The organism is Rhizobium sp. CCGE531, assembly GCF_003627795.1.
GTDB lineage: Bacteria > Pseudomonadota > Alphaproteobacteria > Rhizobiales > Rhizobiaceae > Rhizobium.
This window is the reverse complement of the sequence record NZ_CP032684.1, coordinates 3,287,445-3,304,667: the sequence shown is the minus strand read 5'-3', so window position 1 is coordinate 3,304,667 and position 17,223 is coordinate 3,287,445. Positions and strand designations below refer to the sequence as shown.

At 61.4% G+C, this 17,223-nt stretch carries 15 protein-coding genes; 9 read left to right on the top strand and 6 right to left on the bottom strand.

Features of this window, described 5'->3' with window-relative positions; all coding sequences use genetic code 11:
* The first annotated feature begins 51 nt into the window (after window positions 1-51).
* A complete protein-coding gene (gene xylA, locus CCGE531_RS16100; RefSeq protein WP_120665081.1) occupies window positions 52-1,362 on the top strand; it encodes a xylose isomerase in 1,311 nt (436 codons plus the stop codon).
* Here the strand turns inward: xylA and CCGE531_RS16095 are convergent.
* Window positions 1,353-1,757, bottom strand: coding sequence for a VOC family protein (locus tag CCGE531_RS16095; RefSeq protein ID WP_120665080.1), 405 nt, complete (start codon window positions 1,755-1,757; stop codon window positions 1,353-1,355). The two genes, xylA and CCGE531_RS16095, sit on opposite strands and share 10 nt — an antisense overlap.
* Window positions 1,758-1,769: 12 nt before the next feature.
* The gene (locus CCGE531_RS16090; RefSeq protein WP_120665079.1) at window positions 1,770-2,795 is read right to left on the bottom strand and encodes a LacI family DNA-binding transcriptional regulator; all 1,026 of its coding nucleotides are present in this window, start codon (window positions 2,793-2,795) and stop codon (window positions 1,770-1,772) included.
* A gap of 166 nt (window positions 2,796-2,961) precedes the next feature.
* Here CCGE531_RS16090 and CCGE531_RS16085 point away from each other — a divergent pair, with 166 nt between their 5' ends.
* The 5 genes from CCGE531_RS16085 to CCGE531_RS16065 all read left to right on the top strand — a co-directional run bounded on the left by CCGE531_RS16085 (window position 2,962) and on the right by CCGE531_RS16065 (window position 9,370).
* The gene (locus CCGE531_RS16085; RefSeq protein ID WP_120665078.1) at window positions 2,962-4,485 is read left to right on the top strand and encodes a sugar ABC transporter ATP-binding protein; all 1,524 of its coding nucleotides are present in this window, start codon (window positions 2,962-2,964) and stop codon (window positions 4,483-4,485) included.
* A gap of 61 nt (window positions 4,486-4,546) precedes the next feature.
* The gene (locus tag CCGE531_RS16080; protein WP_120665077.1) at window positions 4,547-5,557 is read left to right on the top strand and encodes an ABC transporter permease; all 1,011 of its coding nucleotides are present in this window, start codon (window positions 4,547-4,549) and stop codon (window positions 5,555-5,557) included.
* Between the two features lie 69 nt (window positions 5,558-5,626).
* Window positions 5,627-6,574, top strand: coding sequence for a substrate-binding domain-containing protein (locus CCGE531_RS16075; RefSeq protein ID WP_120665076.1), 948 nt, complete (start codon window positions 5,627-5,629; stop codon window positions 6,572-6,574).
* A 259-nt stretch (window positions 6,575-6,833) separates the two neighbouring features.
* Window positions 6,834-7,889 carry a sugar phosphate isomerase/epimerase gene (locus CCGE531_RS16070; RefSeq protein WP_120665075.1) on the top strand — a complete coding sequence of 352 codons (1,056 nt, stop codon included), beginning with the start codon at window positions 6,834-6,836 and terminating at the stop codon, window positions 7,887-7,889.
* Window positions 7,890-8,182: 293 nt separating this feature from the next.
* Window positions 8,183-9,370: a Gfo/Idh/MocA family oxidoreductase gene (locus CCGE531_RS16065; protein ID WP_120665074.1), complete on the top strand. Its 1,188-nt coding sequence runs from the start codon at window positions 8,183-8,185 to the stop codon at window positions 9,368-9,370.
* 52 nt (window positions 9,371-9,422) lie between these two features.
* Here CCGE531_RS16065 and CCGE531_RS16060 read toward each other — a convergent pair whose 3' ends face one another.
* Complete coding sequence (locus CCGE531_RS16060) at window positions 9,423-9,827, bottom strand: DoxX family protein (RefSeq protein WP_120665073.1); 405 nt, start codon at window positions 9,825-9,827, stop codon at window positions 9,423-9,425.
* 237 nt (window positions 9,828-10,064) lie between these two features.
* Between CCGE531_RS16060 and CCGE531_RS16055 the strand changes: the two genes are divergently transcribed.
* From CCGE531_RS16055 to CCGE531_RS16045, 3 genes are all read left to right on the top strand, one after another.
* Complete coding sequence (locus CCGE531_RS16055) at window positions 10,065-11,438, top strand: GH1 family beta-glucosidase (protein WP_120665072.1); 1,374 nt, start codon at window positions 10,065-10,067, stop codon at window positions 11,436-11,438.
* 164 nt (window positions 11,439-11,602) lie between these two features.
* Window positions 11,603-12,151 (top strand): NADPH-dependent FMN reductase, encoded by a 549-nt coding sequence (locus CCGE531_RS16050; RefSeq protein WP_205586448.1) that lies wholly within the window; start codon window positions 11,603-11,605, stop codon window positions 12,149-12,151.
* A 109-nt stretch (window positions 12,152-12,260) separates the two neighbouring features.
* Entirely contained in the window at window positions 12,261-14,471 is a 2,211-nt protein-coding gene (locus CCGE531_RS16045) for an EAL domain-containing protein (RefSeq protein WP_120665071.1), read from the top strand.
* Between the two features lie 36 nt (window positions 14,472-14,507).
* Here CCGE531_RS16045 and CCGE531_RS16040 read toward each other — a convergent pair whose 3' ends face one another.
* From CCGE531_RS16040 to CCGE531_RS16025, 3 genes are all read right to left on the bottom strand, one after another.
* On the bottom strand, window positions 14,508-15,449 hold the full coding sequence (locus tag CCGE531_RS16040) for a rhodanese-related sulfurtransferase (protein ID WP_120665070.1): 942 nt from the start codon (window positions 15,447-15,449) through the stop codon (window positions 14,508-14,510).
* A 270-nt stretch (window positions 15,450-15,719) separates the two neighbouring features.
* The gene (locus tag CCGE531_RS16030; RefSeq protein WP_120665068.1) at window positions 15,720-16,631 is read right to left on the bottom strand and encodes a CHAD domain-containing protein; all 912 of its coding nucleotides are present in this window, start codon (window positions 16,629-16,631) and stop codon (window positions 15,720-15,722) included.
* Window positions 16,609-17,094 carry a CYTH domain-containing protein gene (locus tag CCGE531_RS16025; RefSeq protein ID WP_120666887.1) on the bottom strand — a complete coding sequence of 162 codons (486 nt, stop codon included), beginning with the start codon at window positions 17,092-17,094 and terminating at the stop codon, window positions 16,609-16,611. Before CCGE531_RS16025 ends, CCGE531_RS16030 begins: the two co-directional genes overlap by 23 nt.
* Window positions 17,095-17,223: the final 129 nt, after the last annotated feature.

Below are 17,223 nucleotides of genomic sequence, written 5' to 3'. Positions count from 1 at the left end.
TTGCCGACAGATGAACAACAATACCGAAATACCAACCCAAGGAGATGAGATATGAGCACCGGATTTTTTGGTGACATCAAGAGCGTAAAGTACGAAGGCCCCGACAGCACCAATCCGCTGGCCTTCCGCTATTACAACAAGGACGAAGTCGTTGCCGGCAAGCGTATGGAAGAGCATCTGCGCTTTGCCGTCGCCTACTGGCACACCTTCACCTGGCCGGGCGGCGATCCCTTCGGCGGTCAGACCTTCCTTCGCCCCTGGTTCAACGAGACGATGGAAGCCGCCAAGCTGAAGGCCGACGTTGCGTTCGAATTCTTCACCCTGCTCGGCGCTCCCTACTACTGCTTCCACGATGCCGATGTGCGTCCGGAAGGCAAGAATTTCGCCGAAAACACCAAGAACCTCAACGAGATCGTCGACTATTTCGCCCAGAAGCAGGCCGATACGGGCGTGAAGCTGCTTTGGGGTACGGCGAACCTCTTCTCGAACCGCCGCTTCATGTCGGGTGCTGCGACCAATCCGGATCCGGACGTCTTCGCCTTCTCGGCTGCGACCGTGAAGACCTGCATGGACGCCACCCACAAGCTCAATGGCGAGAACTATGTCCTCTGGGGTGGCCGCGAGGGCTATGAGACGCTGCTCAACACCGACCTGAAGCGCGAACTGGACCAGATGGGCCGCTTCCTCAATCTCGTCGTCGAGTACAAGCACAAGATCGGCTACAAGGGCACGATCCTGATCGAGCCGAAGCCGCAGGAGCCGACCAAGCACCAGTATGACTACGACGTCGCCACGGTCTACGGCTTCCTCAAGAAGTACGGCCTGGAAAACGAAGTGAAGCTCAACATCGAGCAGGGCCATGCGATCCTCGCCGGCCATTCCTTCGAGCATGAGCTGGCGCTCGCCAACGCGCTCGGCGTCTTCGGCTCCATCGACATGAACCGCAACGACTACCAGTCCGGCTGGGATACCGACCAGTTCCCGAACAATGTTCCGGAAATGACGCTGGCATACTACCAGGTTCTGGCAGGCGGCGGCTTCAAGACCGGCGGCACGAACTTCGACGCCAAGCTGCGCCGTCAGTCGCTCGATCCCGCAGACCTGTTGATTGGCCACATCGGCGGCATGGATTGCTGCGCCCGCGGCCTGAAGGCGGCGGCCAAGATGATCGAGGACAAGGCACTCTCCAAGCCGCTCGCCGATCGTTACGCCGGCTGGGATTCGGCCGAAGGGCAGAAGCTGCTGCGCGGCGAATATTCGCTCGATCAGATCGCCCAGTGGGTCGAGACCAAGGACGTCAACCCGCAGCCCAAGTCCGGCAAGCAGGAACTCTTGGAAAACATCGTCAATCGCTATGTTTGATCGATAAATTCGGGAGGCGGTGGTTCATCGCCTCCCGATTTCAGCCGGAATGCGCGGCTGGAAATAGCTATGGAATTTCCCGAAGGGTCCTTGGCGTTGGCGTAGAGATAGCCGTCGGCCTGATGGACGGGGCCGAACTCGAGTCCTTCTTCCGCGCATTTCGCGTGGAAAGCTTCGACATGTTCGACGTCGAAGACCAGTTTTACCAGCACCTGGCCCATTTTCTGCGCCTTGCCCGCTGGATGGATCATCAGATTGGCGCCGCCATCCTGCGCCAGTAGCTCCACAATCCGATCACCCTCCTGCCGGAGCGGTTTGAACCCGAAATGCTTCTCGTAAAAGCTGATCGTCGCTTCCACATCTCGGACATAAAGGACGAGTCGACCAAGTGGCATGGCTATGCGTCCCTAGCGGCGGGTGCGCGCCGGCGCCGCCACCGAGTTTCGCACCACGAGGTCCGGCCGCAACAGGATTTCCGTCTCGGCGGGCTCGCCATCCGACAGCAGTTCGAGCAGCAGCGCCATGGCATGCTTGCCGATGGCGGTGCGCGGCTGCCGGATCGTCGTCAGCGACGGCGTCATGAAGACGGCCTGCGGCACGTCGTCGAAGCCGGTCACCGAGAAATCCTCGGGGATGTCGTAGCCGCGCGCCTTCAGGCCGATCATCACGCCGATCGCCGTCTGGTCGTTGACGCACATGAAGGCTGTCGGCAGCGTGTCGCGCATGAAGAGCTGCTCGACGGCGAGCCGCCCGCTTTCGATGGTGCCGTCGCCGTCCAAGATGATGCGGACGTCATGACCGATGCCGGCCGCATCGAGCCCGGCTTCATAGCCCATGCGTCTGCGGCTATAGGCGAGGCGGGTGCGGGAATCGCCGATGAAGGCGATCTTGCGATGACCCTCGGCAATCAGCAGGTCGATGGCCTTGCGCGCGCCTGCGACATCATCAACGCCGACATAGGGAATGCCGCCATTGAAGACCGGCTCGAAAACGCCGACGCTCGGCGGCAGCCGCGCCGTCATCGTCTGGTGCCCGAAGGGCAGGATGCCGGTGAAGAGGATCAATCCGGCCGCCTGGTTGGAATTCAGGAACTTCAGATATTCGAGCCCGCGCTGCGCATCGTTCTGCGTATGGCCGATGAGGATACCGTAGCCGTGCGAACGCGCCTCATTCTCCAGGCCGATGAGAATATTGGAGAAATTGGGGTCGCCGATATCGGGCGCGACGACGAGAATCATGTTCGATCGGCCGAGCCGGAGGCTGCGCGCCACCGCATTGGTGGTATAACCGGTGATGGCGATCGCCTGATTGACTTTCAGCCGCGTCGAATTGGCGACTTTCTCCGGCATATGGATTGCCCGCGAAACCGTTGCTATCGAAACATTGGCAATTCGGGCGACGTCTTCGATAGTTGCGGGCGTGGAATTCGACACTGCGCTCTGCCTTGGGTCTCGTCTGGGGCTGGAGACTACACAGACTTCGGTGGAGGTCAAAGGTGACCGCGAAAATTTATGCGATATCCAATGATGTAAACCTTTACACAGGTTATGTAAAGGTTTACACAACAGGGAAAGCGGGTGGGACCGCGGGGAGGATTCAATGAGTTTGGGAGCCGTCGACGGTACGGTGGTGCTGTCTGCGCGAGGGATATCGAAATCCTTCAACGGCGTGCAGGTGCTGTTCAGCGTCAACTTCGATCTTCGGGCCGGCGAGATCCACGCGCTCATGGGCGAAAACGGCGCCGGCAAGTCGACGCTGGTCAAGGTCCTGTCCGGTTTCGAGCAGCCGACATCAGGCGAGATCCTGCTCGATGGCAAGCCGGTGAAGCTGCCGCCGAACGGCGCCGCGGAGGCGCTCGGCATCGTCATCATCCATCAGGAATTCAATCTTGCGGAGCATCTGACCGTCACAGAGAGCCTGTTTCTCGGCCGCGAAGTCACACGCTTGGGCGTGCTCGATCGCAAGCATATGCGCGCCGAAACGCGGCGCGTGCTCGACCTTCTCGGCTCGCATGTCGACGAGAACGCCATAATCAGCACGCTCTCCATCGCCGACAAGCAGATGGTGGAAATCGCCAAGGCGATCAGCCGCGATGCGCGGATCGTCTTCATGGACGAGCCGACCGCCGTTCTCTCGCGCGAGGAGACCAATTTCCTGTTCAAGCAGGTGCGCAAGCTGCGGGATAAGGGAACGAGTTTCGTCTTCGTTTCCCACAAGCTCGATGAAGTCATGGAGCTGACGGATCGGGTCACGGTGCTGCGCGACGGCCAATGGGTGAAGACATCGCCGACCTCGCTGCTCGACGGCGAATCGATCGCCCAGCTGATGGTCGGGCGTGAGCTCTCGAGCCTCTATCCCGCCAAGAACGAGCCCGATGTCGATGAGAAGGTCGTGCTCAGCGTCGTTTCCCTTTCGACGGGCTACGTCCATGATGCGAGCTTCGAGCTGCGCAAGGGCGAAATTCTCGGCTTTTCCGGGATGATCGGCTCGGGCCGTACCGAGCTGATGGAGGCGGTCGTCGGCCTGCGCTCGCGCGCTGCCGGTGACGTTGTGGCCAACGGCCAAACGGTGCCGCCGCATGACGTGCATGCGGCCATCGATGCCGGGCTTGCCTATATGACCAAGGACCGCAAGTCGAAGGGTCTGCTGCTGAATTCGGGCATGGTCGTCAATCTGACCCTCCAGTCGCTCGACCGGCACGGCAAGTTCGGTTATCTGAGCGCCTCCAGCGAGGCGGATGCGTTGGCGCGGGCGCGCCGCCGCTTCGACATCCGGGTTCGGGACGGAAATATCGTTGCCGGCCGCATGTCCGGCGGCAACCAGCAGAAGCTGCTTCTGGCGAAGGTCATGGAGACCGAGCCGCAGATCATCATCATCGACGAGCCGACGCGGGGCATCGACGTCGGCACCAAGCAGCAGATCTATCATTTCATTTCGGCGCTGGCGCGCGACGGGCATTCGATCATCGTGATCTCCTCGGAAATGCCCGAGGTGATCGGGCTGTGCACGCGGATCGCTGTCATGCGCGAGGGCCGGATCGTCGGCGTGCTCGAAGGCGAAGAGATCTCCGAGCAGGAAATCATGCGTTATGCGGCGGGCCTGAAGAAAAAGACCGCTGCCTGAACAGGCGGCAAAGGGCAGGGCGAATTCCCAGCAGTCATGGGACGGGAGGTTGGTTTTGGTTATGAGCGTGGGTGAAGACAGCAGCGGAAAAGCCGGTCGGCGGGGGCGTTCCTGGCGGGATGTCGATCTCAGGGCCGTCGCGCCGTTTGCAGCGCTGGTGCTGCTTTTGATCGTGGGCGCATTGGTCAACCCGAACTTCATCGGCATCACCAATCTCACCAATGTCGCGACGCGATGCGCCTATATTGCGATCATCGCGGTCGGTGCCACCTTCGTCATCTCGGCGGGTGATCTCGATTTGTCCGTTGGCGCGATGGTCGCCTTCGTCGCAAGCCTGATGATCCTCCTGATGAATTCGGGTGTCATCGCCGATCCCGCCCTGATGCTGGCGGCGGCCGTGCTGTTCTCGATCATCGCCGGTGTCCTGTGCGGCCTGGCCAACGGCCTGATCACGACCATGGGCAAGATCGAACCGTTCATCGCGACCCTCGGCACCATGGGCGTCTACCGCGGCTTGACGACCTGGCTGTCGCAGGGCGGCGCAATCACCTTGCGGCCGGCGGATCTGCAGGCTCTTTACAAGCCCGCCTATTACGGCTCCGTGCTCGGCGTGCCGGTGCCGATCCTGGTCATCCTTGTCGTCACCGGCATTGCGGCCTTCATTCTTTACCGTACCCGCTATGGACGGCACGTCATCGCCGTCGGCTCCAATCGCGACGTTGCGCGCTATTCCGGCGTGGCGGTCAATCGCGTGCGCACCATCGCCTTCGTCATTCAGGGCCTGTGCGTGGCGATCGCCGTGCTTCTCTATGTCCCGCGGCTTGGTTCGACATCGGCGACGACGGGCAGCCTATGGGAGTTGCAGGCGATCACCGCCGTCGTCGTTGGCGGCACGGCGCTGAAGGGCGGAGCGGGCAGGGTATGGGGCACGATCTGCGGCGCCTTCATCCTTGAACTGGTCGGCAACATCATGCTGCTTTCCAATTTCATCAGCGAGTATCTGCTCAGTGCCATCCAGGGCGCGATCATCATCATCGCCATGCTGGTTCAGCGCTCGCTTGCTCGCAAATAGCGAATAACCGGGTCAGGGGGCGCCCGGTCCTTAATGACAAGGCCCTGTCTCTATCTGGGAGGATGAAACATGCGAAAAAGACTATTGGGCGTGGCTGTCGTGATGGCGGCTCTAGCCGGTACGGTACATGCCGCAGACAAGAAAGTGACGATCGGCGTTTCCATTCCGGCCGCCGACCACGGCTGGACCTCGGGCGTGGTGTTCCATGCCGAGCGTGTCGCCAAGCTCTTGATGGCGGAGCATCCGGGGCTCAACGTCATCGTCAAGACCTCGCCTGACGCTGCGAGCCAGGCCAATGCGGTGCAGGATCTCGAAACACAGGGCATCGATGCTCTCGTGATCCTGCCGTCCGACCCGGATCCGCTCGTCAACGCCATCAAGGAAGTCAAGGGCAAGGGCAAATTCGTGGCGCTCGTCGACCGCGCGCCGAGCAACAACGACAATTCCGTCCGTGACCTCTATGTCGCCGGCAACAATCCGGCCCTCGGCCAGACCGCTGGCGAATACATCAAGAAGAACACGCCGGACGCCCAGGTCGTCGTCATTCGCGGCCTGCCGATCCCGATCGACCAGCAGCGCCAGGACGGCTTCGACAAGGGCATTGCCGGATCGAACGTCAAGGTTCTCGACCGCCAGTACGGCAACTGGAACCGCGACGACGCCTTCAAGGTCATGCAGGATTACCTGACCAAGTTCCCGAAGATCGACGTCGTCTGGTGCCAGGATGACGACATGGCCGTCGGCGTGCTGCAGGCTATCGACCAGGCCAAGCGCACCGACATCAAGTATGTCATCGCCGGTGCCGGTTCGAAGGACATGGTCAAGAAGGTCATGGACGGTGACAAGCTGATCCCGGTCGACGTGCTCTATCCGCCGGCAATGGTCGGGACCGCCATGGAGCTGACTGCCGCCAATTTCTACGATCAGGTTCCGGTTCGCGGCAATTACATCCTCGATGCGACGCTCGTCACGAAGGACAACGCCAAGGACTTCTACTTCGCCGATTCACCGTTCTGATCGGCTAATTCAAACAGATGCGCCCGCCGGTTCCGGCGGGCGTTTTTTATGCGGCTGCCGTCTCGCTTCGTACGCTGTGGCGATTTTTGCGGCACGTACCTCTTGCCGTCGGCGGCGGGCCGTGGTTAGGTCACGGGGCATTCGACTTTCAGCCCGACGACCCTATAGTTTTTTGAGGTTACGGCATCGCAGCCGCCTCGGATGCAGGTTGGAAAGGCATCGGAAACGTTTACAGAACGCGATTAGGGAGGAATTACTGATGAAGACGATCAAGGGTCCAGGCCTGTTTCTTGGCCAGTTCGCCGGTGATACGGCGCCATTCAACTCGTGGGATTCGATCACGAAATGGGCAGCTGACGCCGGCTATGTCGGCGTGCAGGTTCCGACCTGGGCAAGCCAGCTCATCGACCTGAAGAAGGCGGCCTCCTCGAAGGATTATTGCGACGAATTCGCCGGTGTCGCACGCGCCAACGGCGTCGAAATCACCGAGCTTTCCACCCATCTTCAGGGCCAGCTCGTCGCCGTACATCCCGCCTATGACGAAGCCTTCGACGGCTTTGCGGCGCCGGAAGTGCGCGGCAATCCGAAGGCGCGGCAGGAATGGGCCGTCGAGCAGGTGAAGATGGCGCTGACAGCTTCGAAGCATCTCGGCATCAAGGCGCATGCGACCTTCTCCGGCGCGCTTGCCTGGCCCTTCATCTATCCCTGGCCGCAGCGCCCCGCCGGCCTCGTCGAAACTGCCTTCGAAGAGCTTGCCCGTCGCTGGACGCCGATCCTCAACCATGCCGATGAAAACGGCGTCGACGTCTGCTACGAAATCCATCCCGGCGAAGACCTGCATGACGGCATCACCTTCGAGATGTTCCTGGAGCGCGTGAAGAACCATCCGCGCGCCAACATGCTATACGATCCCTCGCACTACGTCCTGCAGTGCCTCGACTATCTCGAGAACATCGACATCTACAAGGACCGCATCAAGATGTTCCACGTCAAGGATGCCGAGTTCAATCCGACCGGGCGTCAGGGCGTCTATGGCGGCTATCAGGGCTGGGTCGAGCGCGCCGGCCGCTTCCGTTCGCTCGGCGACGGCCAGGTCGATTTCGGTGCCGTCTTCTCGAAGATGACCGCCAACAATTTCGACGGCTGGGCCGTGGTCGAATGGGAATGCGCGCTGAAGCATCCCGAAGACGGCGCGCGCGAAGGCTCCGAATTCGTCAAGGCGCACATCATCCGCGTCACGGAGAAGGCCTTCGACGACTTTGCCGGCAGCGGCACGGACCAGGCGGCCAACCGGCGCATGCTGGGACTGTCTTGATCCGTCTCCCCTGATGGGGAAATGGGGCCACCCTCGTCCTTCGAGGCTTCACTCCTTCGCCAAGCTCAGGAGGCTCCGCACCTCAGGATGAGGGCGGAGCGACTTGCGCGAAATTTCACTGGAGCCACTCGTGGCAGCAATCGGTGAAGCGGCGTAGGTCTTGGCGCAAGGGATCAGCCTCACCCTGAGGTGGCCCGCAGGGCCCTCGAAGGGCGAGGCGGGTGGCTTGGAAGGGCAAGCAGCAAGTATCTTCCCCTGCAAGGGGGTGAATCTCATTCATTCAGGAGGACAAAATGGCAATCGAAGGATCATCGGAACAGACGCGGGAGCCGCGCATCCGGCTTGGCATGGTGGGCGGCGGCGCCGGCGCATTCATCGGCGCGGTGCATCGCATCGCCGCGCGCATTGACGACCAGTTCGATCTCATCGCCGGCGCGCTCTCGTCTTCACCGGAAAAGGCCGTGGCTTCCGGCCGCGATCTCGGCCTCGATCCCTCACGCACCTATTCCAGCTATCGCGACATGGCGATCCGCGAAGCGAAGCTGAAGAACGGCATCGAGGCGGTTTCGATCGTCACGCCGAACCACGTTCACTATGATGCTGCCAAGGAATTCCTGCGGCGCGGCATCCACGTCATCTGCGACAAGCCGCTGACGTCCAATCTTGCCGATGCCAAGAAGCTGAAGAAGGTGGCCGATGAAAGCGGCGCGCTCTTCATCCTTACGCATAATTACACCGGCTATCCGATGATCCGCCAGGCGCGGGAGATGATCGAGAACGGCGAACTCGGCGATATCCGCATCGTGCAGGCGGAATATCCGCAGGACTGGCTGACGGAAAATATCGAGCAGTCCGGCCAGAAGCAGGCGGCCTGGCGCACCGACCCGGCCCAGTCCGGCGCCGGCGGCTCCACGGGCGATATCGGCACGCACGCCTATAACCTCGCCTCCTTCGTCACCGGCCTGGAACTCGACAGCCTTGCCGCCGATCTTGACAGCTTTGTCGAAGGCCGCCGCCTTGATGACAACGCGCATGTGATGCTGCGCTTCAAGGCGAAGGGTTCGGAAAAGCCGGCAAAGGGCATGCTCTGGTGCAGCCAGGTGGCGCCCGGCCATGAGAATGGCCTGAAGCTCCGTGTCTATGGCACGAAGGGCGGCATCGAATGGACGCAGGCTGATCCGAACTATCTGTGGTACACGCCGTTCGGCGATGAGAAGCGGCTGATCACGCGCAACGGCGCCGGCTCGGGGGCTGCAGCTGCCCGCGTCTCGCGCATCCCGTCGGGTCATCCGGAAGGTTATCTGGAAGCATTCGCCACGATCTATACCGAGGCTGCGCGTGCCATCAACGCCGCCAAGAAGGGTGTGGCGGTCGATCCGGCCGTGGTCTATCCGACCGTCGATGACGGCGTGAAGGGTGTTGCCTTCGTCGAGGCTTGCGTCGCTTCCTCGAAGCGCAACGGCGCCTGGGTCAAGCTCTAAGTTCCGGCTTAAGTGAGGTTCGAGGCGGTGAAACCGCCTCGAACCTGCTTATTCAGGCAACGGCTTCCTGCTTGCGCTTCGTCAGCGCATCCACGCTCAACGGGCCGGCGCCGGCGCCGACGAGAAACAGGAAGATGAAGCAGAAGAGGATGGCGGAGACGCCGCCGTTCTGCGCGGGATAGAAGCTCTGCGGCGCATGGCGCAGGAAATAGGCGAAAGCCATCAGGCCTGACAGGATGAAAGACGCGATCCGCGTCTGGAAGCCGATCAGGACGAGGAAGCCGAGGGTCAGTTCAAGCAGGCCGGCGATCCACGGGAGCGATCCGACACCAGGCACATTCTCGGCCGCCGGGAAATGCAGCACTTTCTGCGTACCGTAGCTGAACAGCACGAGCGAAGCGACGATGCGCAGAAGGCTCAGCAGATAGGGGTGGAGGGTATGGAGCGCAGCGAGCATTTCTATCCTTTCGTTGTCAAGTTTGGGCACTACCCTCAATTGATCCGCCTCGAAAAGACAAGTCACGACTGTTGACATTGATGTTATCGCGCCGCGAGGAACCCCTGGGCAAAGCCGGTAGCCGGCTGCGTTTCCTGGCATCTGCAACGTTGCAGCTTCCTCAATTCGACACTGTACTTTGCCATCCGGGTTGGCTAAACCGCAGGCAACGAAGCCAAAACAGACGGGATTTTCATCATGATCGATCCGAAGCTTCTTGCCGATCGCTTCCCCGGCGATTTCACGTTCGGTGTTGCCACGGCCGCGTTCCAGATCGAAGGCGCCACCAAGGCCGATGGCCGCAAGCCGTCCATATGGGATGCCTTCGCCAACATGCCCGGCCGCGTCTTCCAGCGCCAGAATGGCGATGTCGCCTGCGATCACTATAACCGGCTGGAGCAGGATCTCGATCTGATCAAGGAGATGGGCGTCGAGGCCTATCGCTTCTCGATCGCCTGGCCGCGCATCATTCCCGATGGTACCGGCCCCGTGAACGAGGCCGGCCTCGATTTCTACGATCGTCTCGTCGACGGCTGCAAGGCGCGGGGGATCAAGACCTTCTCGACGCTCTATCACTGGGATCTGCCGCTGACGCTTGCCGGCGACGGCGGCTGGACGGCGCGGTCGACGGCGCATGCCTTCCAGCGCTACGCCAAGACCGTCATGAGCCGCCTCGGCGACCGTCTGGATTCCGTCGCGACCTTCAACGAGCCCTGGTGCATCGTCTGGCTAAGCCATCTTTATGGTGTTCACGCGCCGGGCGAGCGCAACATGCAGGCGGCGCTCTACGCCATGCACTATATGAACCTTGCGCATGGTCTCGGCGTCGAGGCGATCCGCTCCGTTGCGCCCAAGGTGCCTGTCGGCATCGTGCTCAATGCCGCATCCATCCTGCCGGGCTCGGACCGCCCGGAAGATCTGGCCGCCGTCGAGCGCGCCCATCAGTTCCACAACGGCGCCTTCTTCGATCCGATCTTCAAGGGCGAATATCCGAAGGAATTCGTCGAGGCTCTAGGCGATCGCATGCCTGTCATCGAGGACGGCGATCTCAAGACCATCAACCAGAAGCTCGATTGGTGGGGCCTGAACTACTATATGCCGAGCCGCGTCTTCAATGATGCGTCGAAAAGCGGCGATTTCCCCTGGACGAAGGAAGCGCCGCCGGCAAGCGACGTGAAGACCGATATCGGCTGGGAAATCTATGCGCCGGGCCTGAAGCACGTCGTGGAGGATCTCAACAAGCGCTACGAACTGCCGGAATGCTACATCACCGAAAACGGTGCTTGCTACAATATGGGCGTCGTCAATGGCGAGGTCGATGACCAACCGCGCCTCGACTATTACGTCGAGCATCTCGGCATCGTCGCCGATCTCATCAAGGACGGCTATCCGATGCGCGGCTATTTCGCCTGGAGCCTGATGGACAATTTCGAATGGGCGGAAGGCTATCGCATGCGCTTCGGCCTCGTGCATGTCGACTACGAGACGCAGGTCCGCACGATCAAGAAGAGCGGCAAGTGGTACAAGGCGCTTGCCGCGCAGTTTCCGAAGGGCAATCACAAGGCGGATTGACGCGGCTCTGCCTTCCCCACAAGGGAGGTTGCGCGGAACGCGCCCGTGGGGGTGATTCCCGGTGTCCGCGATGGATCACCCCACCCCGGACCTTCGGTCCGGCCCTCCCCCTCAAGGGGAGGGTATCTATCGCTCGAATCAGTGCGGCCTGATAGACATCAGGCATGATCCAGCGGCCGATTTCCCTTTATGCGCTTTGCGGCAGCCAACGGCAGGCCTCGACTAGCCGCAGGCTGCTGGAGGCGCTGCAGCTTGCCTGCCCTGACGGTGTCACTATTGCGATCTGTGACCTGATCGGCGATCTGCCGATCTTCAATCCCGACAATGAGGGCGACAAGACGCCGCCCGTGGTCGAGAAATTTGCGGACGAAATCCGCAAAGCCGATGGGCTGATCGTGTCCTGCCCGGAATATGCCCATGGCATACCCGGCGGCTTCAAGAATGCGCTGGACTGGCTGGTGTCACGGGACGAGGTGCCGTTCAAGCCGCTGATGTTTGCCCATGCTTCGCATCGCGGCGACCTCGTATTGGCACAGCTGACCGAGGTCCTGCAGACCATGTCGCTGCACATCGCAGCCGACGCTTTCCTGCGCCTGCCGATTGCGGGCAAGAGCGATGAAGCGCAGGCGGCCATGCTCCTGGAGGCGCGTGAAAATGGGCTCTTGCCGTCGGCTCTCGGCCGTTTCGCGCAGGGGATTGCCGCCAGGACGTGAATTTCTCCGGCTTCGGCAAATATGCAACCCTTTCATGTAGGAATCTCCGATACGCCTTAACCGTTTGTTGAAGACCTGACGGCAGACTTCCGTGCCAAGGAGAAAAGGCGTGGGAGCAACTTTCAATTCATTGCGGCAAGCGACACGAATCGGTCGTCATTCCATTGTGACGGCCGTTTTGATTTCCTTCGCTCTCGTGGTTGCCGTCGTGACCCTGATGGTATTGACCGCAATCGGCCGCGTCGCCGACTACTCCAACAAGCTGGATGACGAGCGCTCCTGGGAGACGACCGTCGGCGCTCTGAAAACTTTCCAGGGGCAGCTGGAAGCGACGCTGCATGACCATTCCGCGCGCAACGACGCGGCGCGCAGCATCTATGGGACGGATGATCAGGGCTGGATCGCCGGCAATTACGGCGCCATCTCCTCCAATGGCGCGTTGTTCGATACCGCCGTCATCGTCGACGACAATAACAAACCGATCATTGCCTATCATGATGGCGTGCCGTTGACGGAGAATATCGAGGACGTCCTCGGTACCGCCATGTGGGCCCTGGTCGATCAGGCGCGCACCATGCGCGTGACCGGCGTGCCGGAAGCCTCGGGCTACATCATGACCAGGGATGGCATCGCCGCCGCCGGCGCCGCGACGATCCGCGAAAGATCCGGCCGCATTCCGGTGCCGGAAGGCCAGCGGCGTTACCTGATCCTCGTGCGCTATCTCGACGCTGCCCGGATCAAGATGCTCTCCAACACCTATGTCATCAGCGGTCTGACGCTGATGCCGCCGGAGACCGTGGCTCGCTACGCCGTTTCCATCGTCGATCCACTGGGCAAGTCGCTGGGGCGGCTGGTCTGGAGCTCGCGTGAACCTGGCGACATGAGCTACCAGAAGGTCCGCCCACTGGTTCTCGGCGCGCTCGGCCTTGTCGGCCTGTTCTTTGTCGTGCTGCTGATCCTGGGATCACTGGCCGGGCGCCGGTTGCGGTCGGAGGAGGTTCAGGCGCGGCAGGTTTCGTTGCGCGACAGGTTGAGCGGCCTCCTCAATCGGGAGGGGTTGCGGCTCGATGTGGACCGGTTGGTCGAACGGGCGCGCTCCGACGGCACCAACGTCCTGCTTCTCTATCTCGATCTCGATGGCTTTAAGGAAATCAACGATTCCTATGGGCATGGGACGGGCGATCAGCTCATTCGCGCCGTGGCGGCGGGCCTCAGCGTGCTCGTACCGCCACAGGCAGCGCTGGCGAGAGTTGGAGGAGACGAATTCGCCATCGTCTTTCCGACCAAGGAGCTCAACGACGCGCCTGCCTTGCAGCTGGCGGAACAGATTTTGGATTTTCTCTCCGAACCCTTGGAAATCGGCCGGCGGGTGGTCGTCGTCGGCACCAGCATCGGCATCGCGAGTTCGCCCGAAGGCCGTATCGACAGAGAGGAACTGGTGCGGCGGGCCGATCTTGCCATGTACAAGGCCAAGGAGGCCGGCCGCGCCCGCATGACTTGCTACGACACGGCCATGGATGCCGATCGCGAGGAGCGCAACGCGCTGGAGCTCGACCTGCGCCGCGCCATCGAGATGGAGGAATTGACGCTCGCCTATCAGCCTCTGGTCGATGCATCGAGCTGCGAAATGACCGGCGTCGAAGCGCTCGTGCGCTGGAACCGTCCCGGTCATGGTCCGATCTCCCCCGAGGACTTCATCCCCATTGCGGAAACCAGCGGGTTGATCGAAGCGCTGGGGCTGCTTGTCCTGCGCAAGGCCTGCGAGGCCGCGCGGCAATGGCCGGATCTTCGGATCGCCGTCAACGTGTCGCCGGGGCAGTTCCGCAATCCTGCCTTCGCCGACTACGTCCGCAGCGTGCTGAACAGGACGGAGATAGAGGCCGAGCGGGTAACGCTGGAAATCACCGAAGGCTATATCATCCAGAATCCGGAGCGCACCCGTCAGTCGATCGAGCGGCTGAAGAGGCTTGGCGTCAAGGTGGCGCTGGACGATTTCGGCTCCGGTTTCTCCTCCATCGGCTATCTGCGCCAGTTCGGCTTCGATCGCATCAAGATCGATCGTTCACTGACCATGAACGTGCTGGAAGACGACCGCGCCCGCGAAATGCTGCAGGCGACGGTGGCATTGGCCCGTTCGCTCGATATTCCCGTCACGGCCGAAGGCATCGAGACGGAGGCGCAGGGAAGGGCGCTGGAAGGCTTCGGCTGCGATGAGCTGCAGGGCTATTTCTACGGCAAGCCGATGCCGGAAGCCGAGATCGGCAAGCGCCTCGCGGTGCAGATGGCCGCGGTGCTGGACGAGGAGCACGCCGCCGCCTGATATGCTCAAAGCATTTCCGCTTTTCCCGGAAATGCTTTAGCCGATATGCTCGTGACCACGCTTGCGGGCGAGCGCGATCTGTCGCTGCCTTTCGCGATAACGTTCGCGATCCTCTTCACTGCGCTCGTGATAGCAATGGCTGCAGGAGACGCCGGCTTCGTAGAAGGGTGAGGTCACTTCCTCGGCCGTGATGGGATTGCGGCAGGCGTGGCAGAGCTTGTGATTGCCCTCTTTCAGGCCATGTTCGACGGAGACGCGCTCGTCGAAGACGAAGCAGGCGCCTTCCCAGAGGCTCTCTTCCGTCGGCACTTCCTCCAGATATTTCAGGATGCCGCCCTTGAGATGGTAGACCTCGTCGAAGCCCTGCTGCTTCATGAAGGCCGTCGCCTTTTCGCAGCGAATGCCGCCTGTGCAGTACATGGCGATCTTCGGCTTGTTGTGCAGGCCGGTGTTCTCACGCACCCATTCGGGAAACTCACGGAAGGTCTTCGTCTTCGGATCGACCGCGCCCTTGAAGACGCCGATGGCGGTCTCATAGTCGTTGCGGGTGTCGATGACGATGGTATCGGGATCGGAGATCAGCGCGTTCCAGTCCTTCGGCGCGATATAGGTGCCGACGACCCTGGTCGGGTCGATATCCTCGACGCCCATGGTGACGATCTCTTTCTTGAGCTTCACCTTCATGCGCACGAATGGCATTTTCGACGCGCGGCTTTCCTTGTGCTCGAGGCCGGCAAATTCCGGCTGAGCGCGCAGGAAGGAAAGGACGGCGCCGATGGCGGCGTCCGTGCCGGCGATGGTGCCGTTGATCCCTTCATGCGCGAGCAGCAGCGTGCCCTTGACGCCATTTTCCTCGCAGAGCGCGAACAAGGGCTCGCGCAGGCTTTCGAAGCGCGGAATGGAAACGAAATGATAGAGCGCTGCAACGAGGAATGCGCCGGTCGCGTCGCGCCGTGGATCTGAAAGCATGTCGGTCATGACGGGGAAATACAATTTTGTGGGCTTTCAGGCAATCGGGATTCGTATTTTGAAACTATGCGACCAGGCAGCCTCGATCCTTCGAGGCATCGCCACCGGGGCCACCCTCGTCCTTCGACGGGCTCAGGATGAGGGTGGAGTGGCCTCTGCGCTTCAGACAGTGCTCCGCAGTGATGGGCCGGGCGCTGGTGACCAACCCTCATGCTGAGGTGCGCAGGCCGTCAGGCCGAAGCCTCGAAGTACGAGGGCGGGTGAGGGGTCTCGTCCGCCTCAGTCCGCAGCTTCCAGCCAGAGGCGCTTCATGGTTCGCGCCTCGCGCTCCGGCTTGTCGGCAAAGACCCAGCGCGCCCTGTCCAGCGCTTCCTCACGGGCCGTCTGCTGCCGGGAAATGATCGCCTCCAGCAGGCGCGCGTGATCGTCGCTCCCGTTGAAGAGATGCGGCTCGCGGTCCGCGACGTCAGACAGTATCGACATGTCGAGATAGCGGCCGAGCACATCGACCAATATCTTGGCCTCAAGCTGCTTGGCACGCATGGCCGCCGGCCAGGCCTCGCGCAGCAGCATGTGATGCATCCAGTAATCCTGGCTGCGCTTGCGCAGATCGTGAAAGCACTCGACATGGGCCGCTTCCGCATGGCACTCGGAAAGCGCCTGCATCGCCTTGCCGACGTTCTTGCGCCAGCTCTTCTGGAAAAGACGGGCCGTATCGCGCCGGCCGCCCTCGAATGATGCGTCCTTCAACGCCTCGAGCGCCTCGTTGCAGGTGGCGACTGCCGCCTGTGCCTTGTTTTCGAGCTCGGTCTCGGCCTCAGCGAGGCAGTCGCGCCTGATGGTCAGAACATCGGTTACGCGGGTAAGTGCCTGCAGCTCATCCTCGGATGCCGCTGTCGTCCGCAGGTAGTGGCTGACCTCTATCAGCGCGGTCGCGTCGCGCACGCCTGAAAGCGAGCGGGCCATGTCGCGAAGCCGGTCATTCTCCCGCTGTTGAAATTCACGCGCGATCGGCGCTATCAGGCGGTAGAGCCCGCGCACGCGCTTGATGTTCTTGCGCGCTGCATGAACCGCTTCGTGCAGGCCTTGGGGCCTATCTGTCAGGACAGCCATCGCTTTGCCGAGTTGATGCGCGGCGGCTTTGTGCACCTCGCCATCAAGAGCCCGGTCAGGCCGTATGCGATAGCTCATCGTACTCCTGTTCGAACTGCGTCGCGAGAGCCTGATTGGAATAGCGGTATTCGCCCGTCACTTCGCGGCCGATCCAATCAGGCAGTTCCGGATCATCGCTTTCGTCTTCCATCTCCACTTCGGCGATCACAAGACCGCGATGGGCGCCACGGAAGACATCCACCTCCCAGACAAATCCCTTGAAGGGCACCTTGTGGCGGGTCTTCTCGATGACGATGCCAATCGCCGTTCCCAGCAGCTCCTCGGCCTCATCGACGGGGATCTCATATTCGAACTCATCCCTTGTCATCGCCTTGCCGATCTTGATGGTCAAGGTCGCCGTGGTCTCGTTCGTCAGCCGTATCCGCACGGAGCGGTCGTTCATGGAGGCAATATATCCCTGTCGCAGGATCAGCCTCTCCGAAGCGAGATCGCGCCAATGATCGCCGCGCACCAGAAACTTTCGCTCGATCTCTTTTGCCATGCGTTTGACATGCTCCACCGGCATAGATCGCGGCAGACTATAGTATGTCACGACGAATTCCTACCCGTCCCGTCCAAAGCGTGCTTTTGTCTCGACAAGCATTCTCGGGGAGGTTATTCGAGAGCCGGT

Coding starts and splice junctions, on each gene's coding strand:
- xylA (WP_120665081.1), top strand. CDS start 52: ATGAGCACCGGATTTTTTGGTGACATCAAGAGCGTAAAGTACGAAGGC.
- CCGE531_RS16095 (WP_120665080.1), bottom strand. CDS start 1,757: ATGCCACTTGGTCGACTCGTCCTTTATGTCCGAGATGTGGAAGCGACG.
- CCGE531_RS16085 (WP_120665078.1), top strand. CDS start 2,962: ATGAGTTTGGGAGCCGTCGACGGTACGGTGGTGCTGTCTGCGCGAGGG.
- CCGE531_RS16080 (WP_120665077.1), top strand. CDS start 4,547: ATGAGCGTGGGTGAAGACAGCAGCGGAAAAGCCGGTCGGCGGGGGCGT.
- CCGE531_RS16075 (WP_120665076.1), top strand. CDS start 5,627: ATGCGAAAAAGACTATTGGGCGTGGCTGTCGTGATGGCGGCTCTAGCC.
- CCGE531_RS16070 (WP_120665075.1), top strand. CDS start 6,834: ATGAAGACGATCAAGGGTCCAGGCCTGTTTCTTGGCCAGTTCGCCGGT.
- CCGE531_RS16065 (WP_120665074.1), top strand. CDS start 8,183: ATGGCAATCGAAGGATCATCGGAACAGACGCGGGAGCCGCGCATCCGG.
- CCGE531_RS16060 (WP_120665073.1), bottom strand. CDS start 9,827: ATGCTCGCTGCGCTCCATACCCTCCACCCCTATCTGCTGAGCCTTCTG.
- CCGE531_RS16055 (WP_120665072.1), top strand. CDS start 10,065: ATGATCGATCCGAAGCTTCTTGCCGATCGCTTCCCCGGCGATTTCACG.
- CCGE531_RS16050 (WP_205586448.1), top strand. CDS start 11,603: ATGATCCAGCGGCCGATTTCCCTTTATGCGCTTTGCGGCAGCCAACGG.
- CCGE531_RS16040 (WP_120665070.1), bottom strand. CDS start 15,449: ATGACCGACATGCTTTCAGATCCACGGCGCGACGCGACCGGCGCATTC.
- CCGE531_RS16030 (WP_120665068.1), bottom strand. CDS start 16,631: ATGAGCTATCGCATACGGCCTGACCGGGCTCTTGATGGCGAGGTGCAC.
- CCGE531_RS16025 (WP_120666887.1), bottom strand. CDS start 17,094: ATGGCAAAAGAGATCGAGCGAAAGTTTCTGGTGCGCGGCGATCATTGG.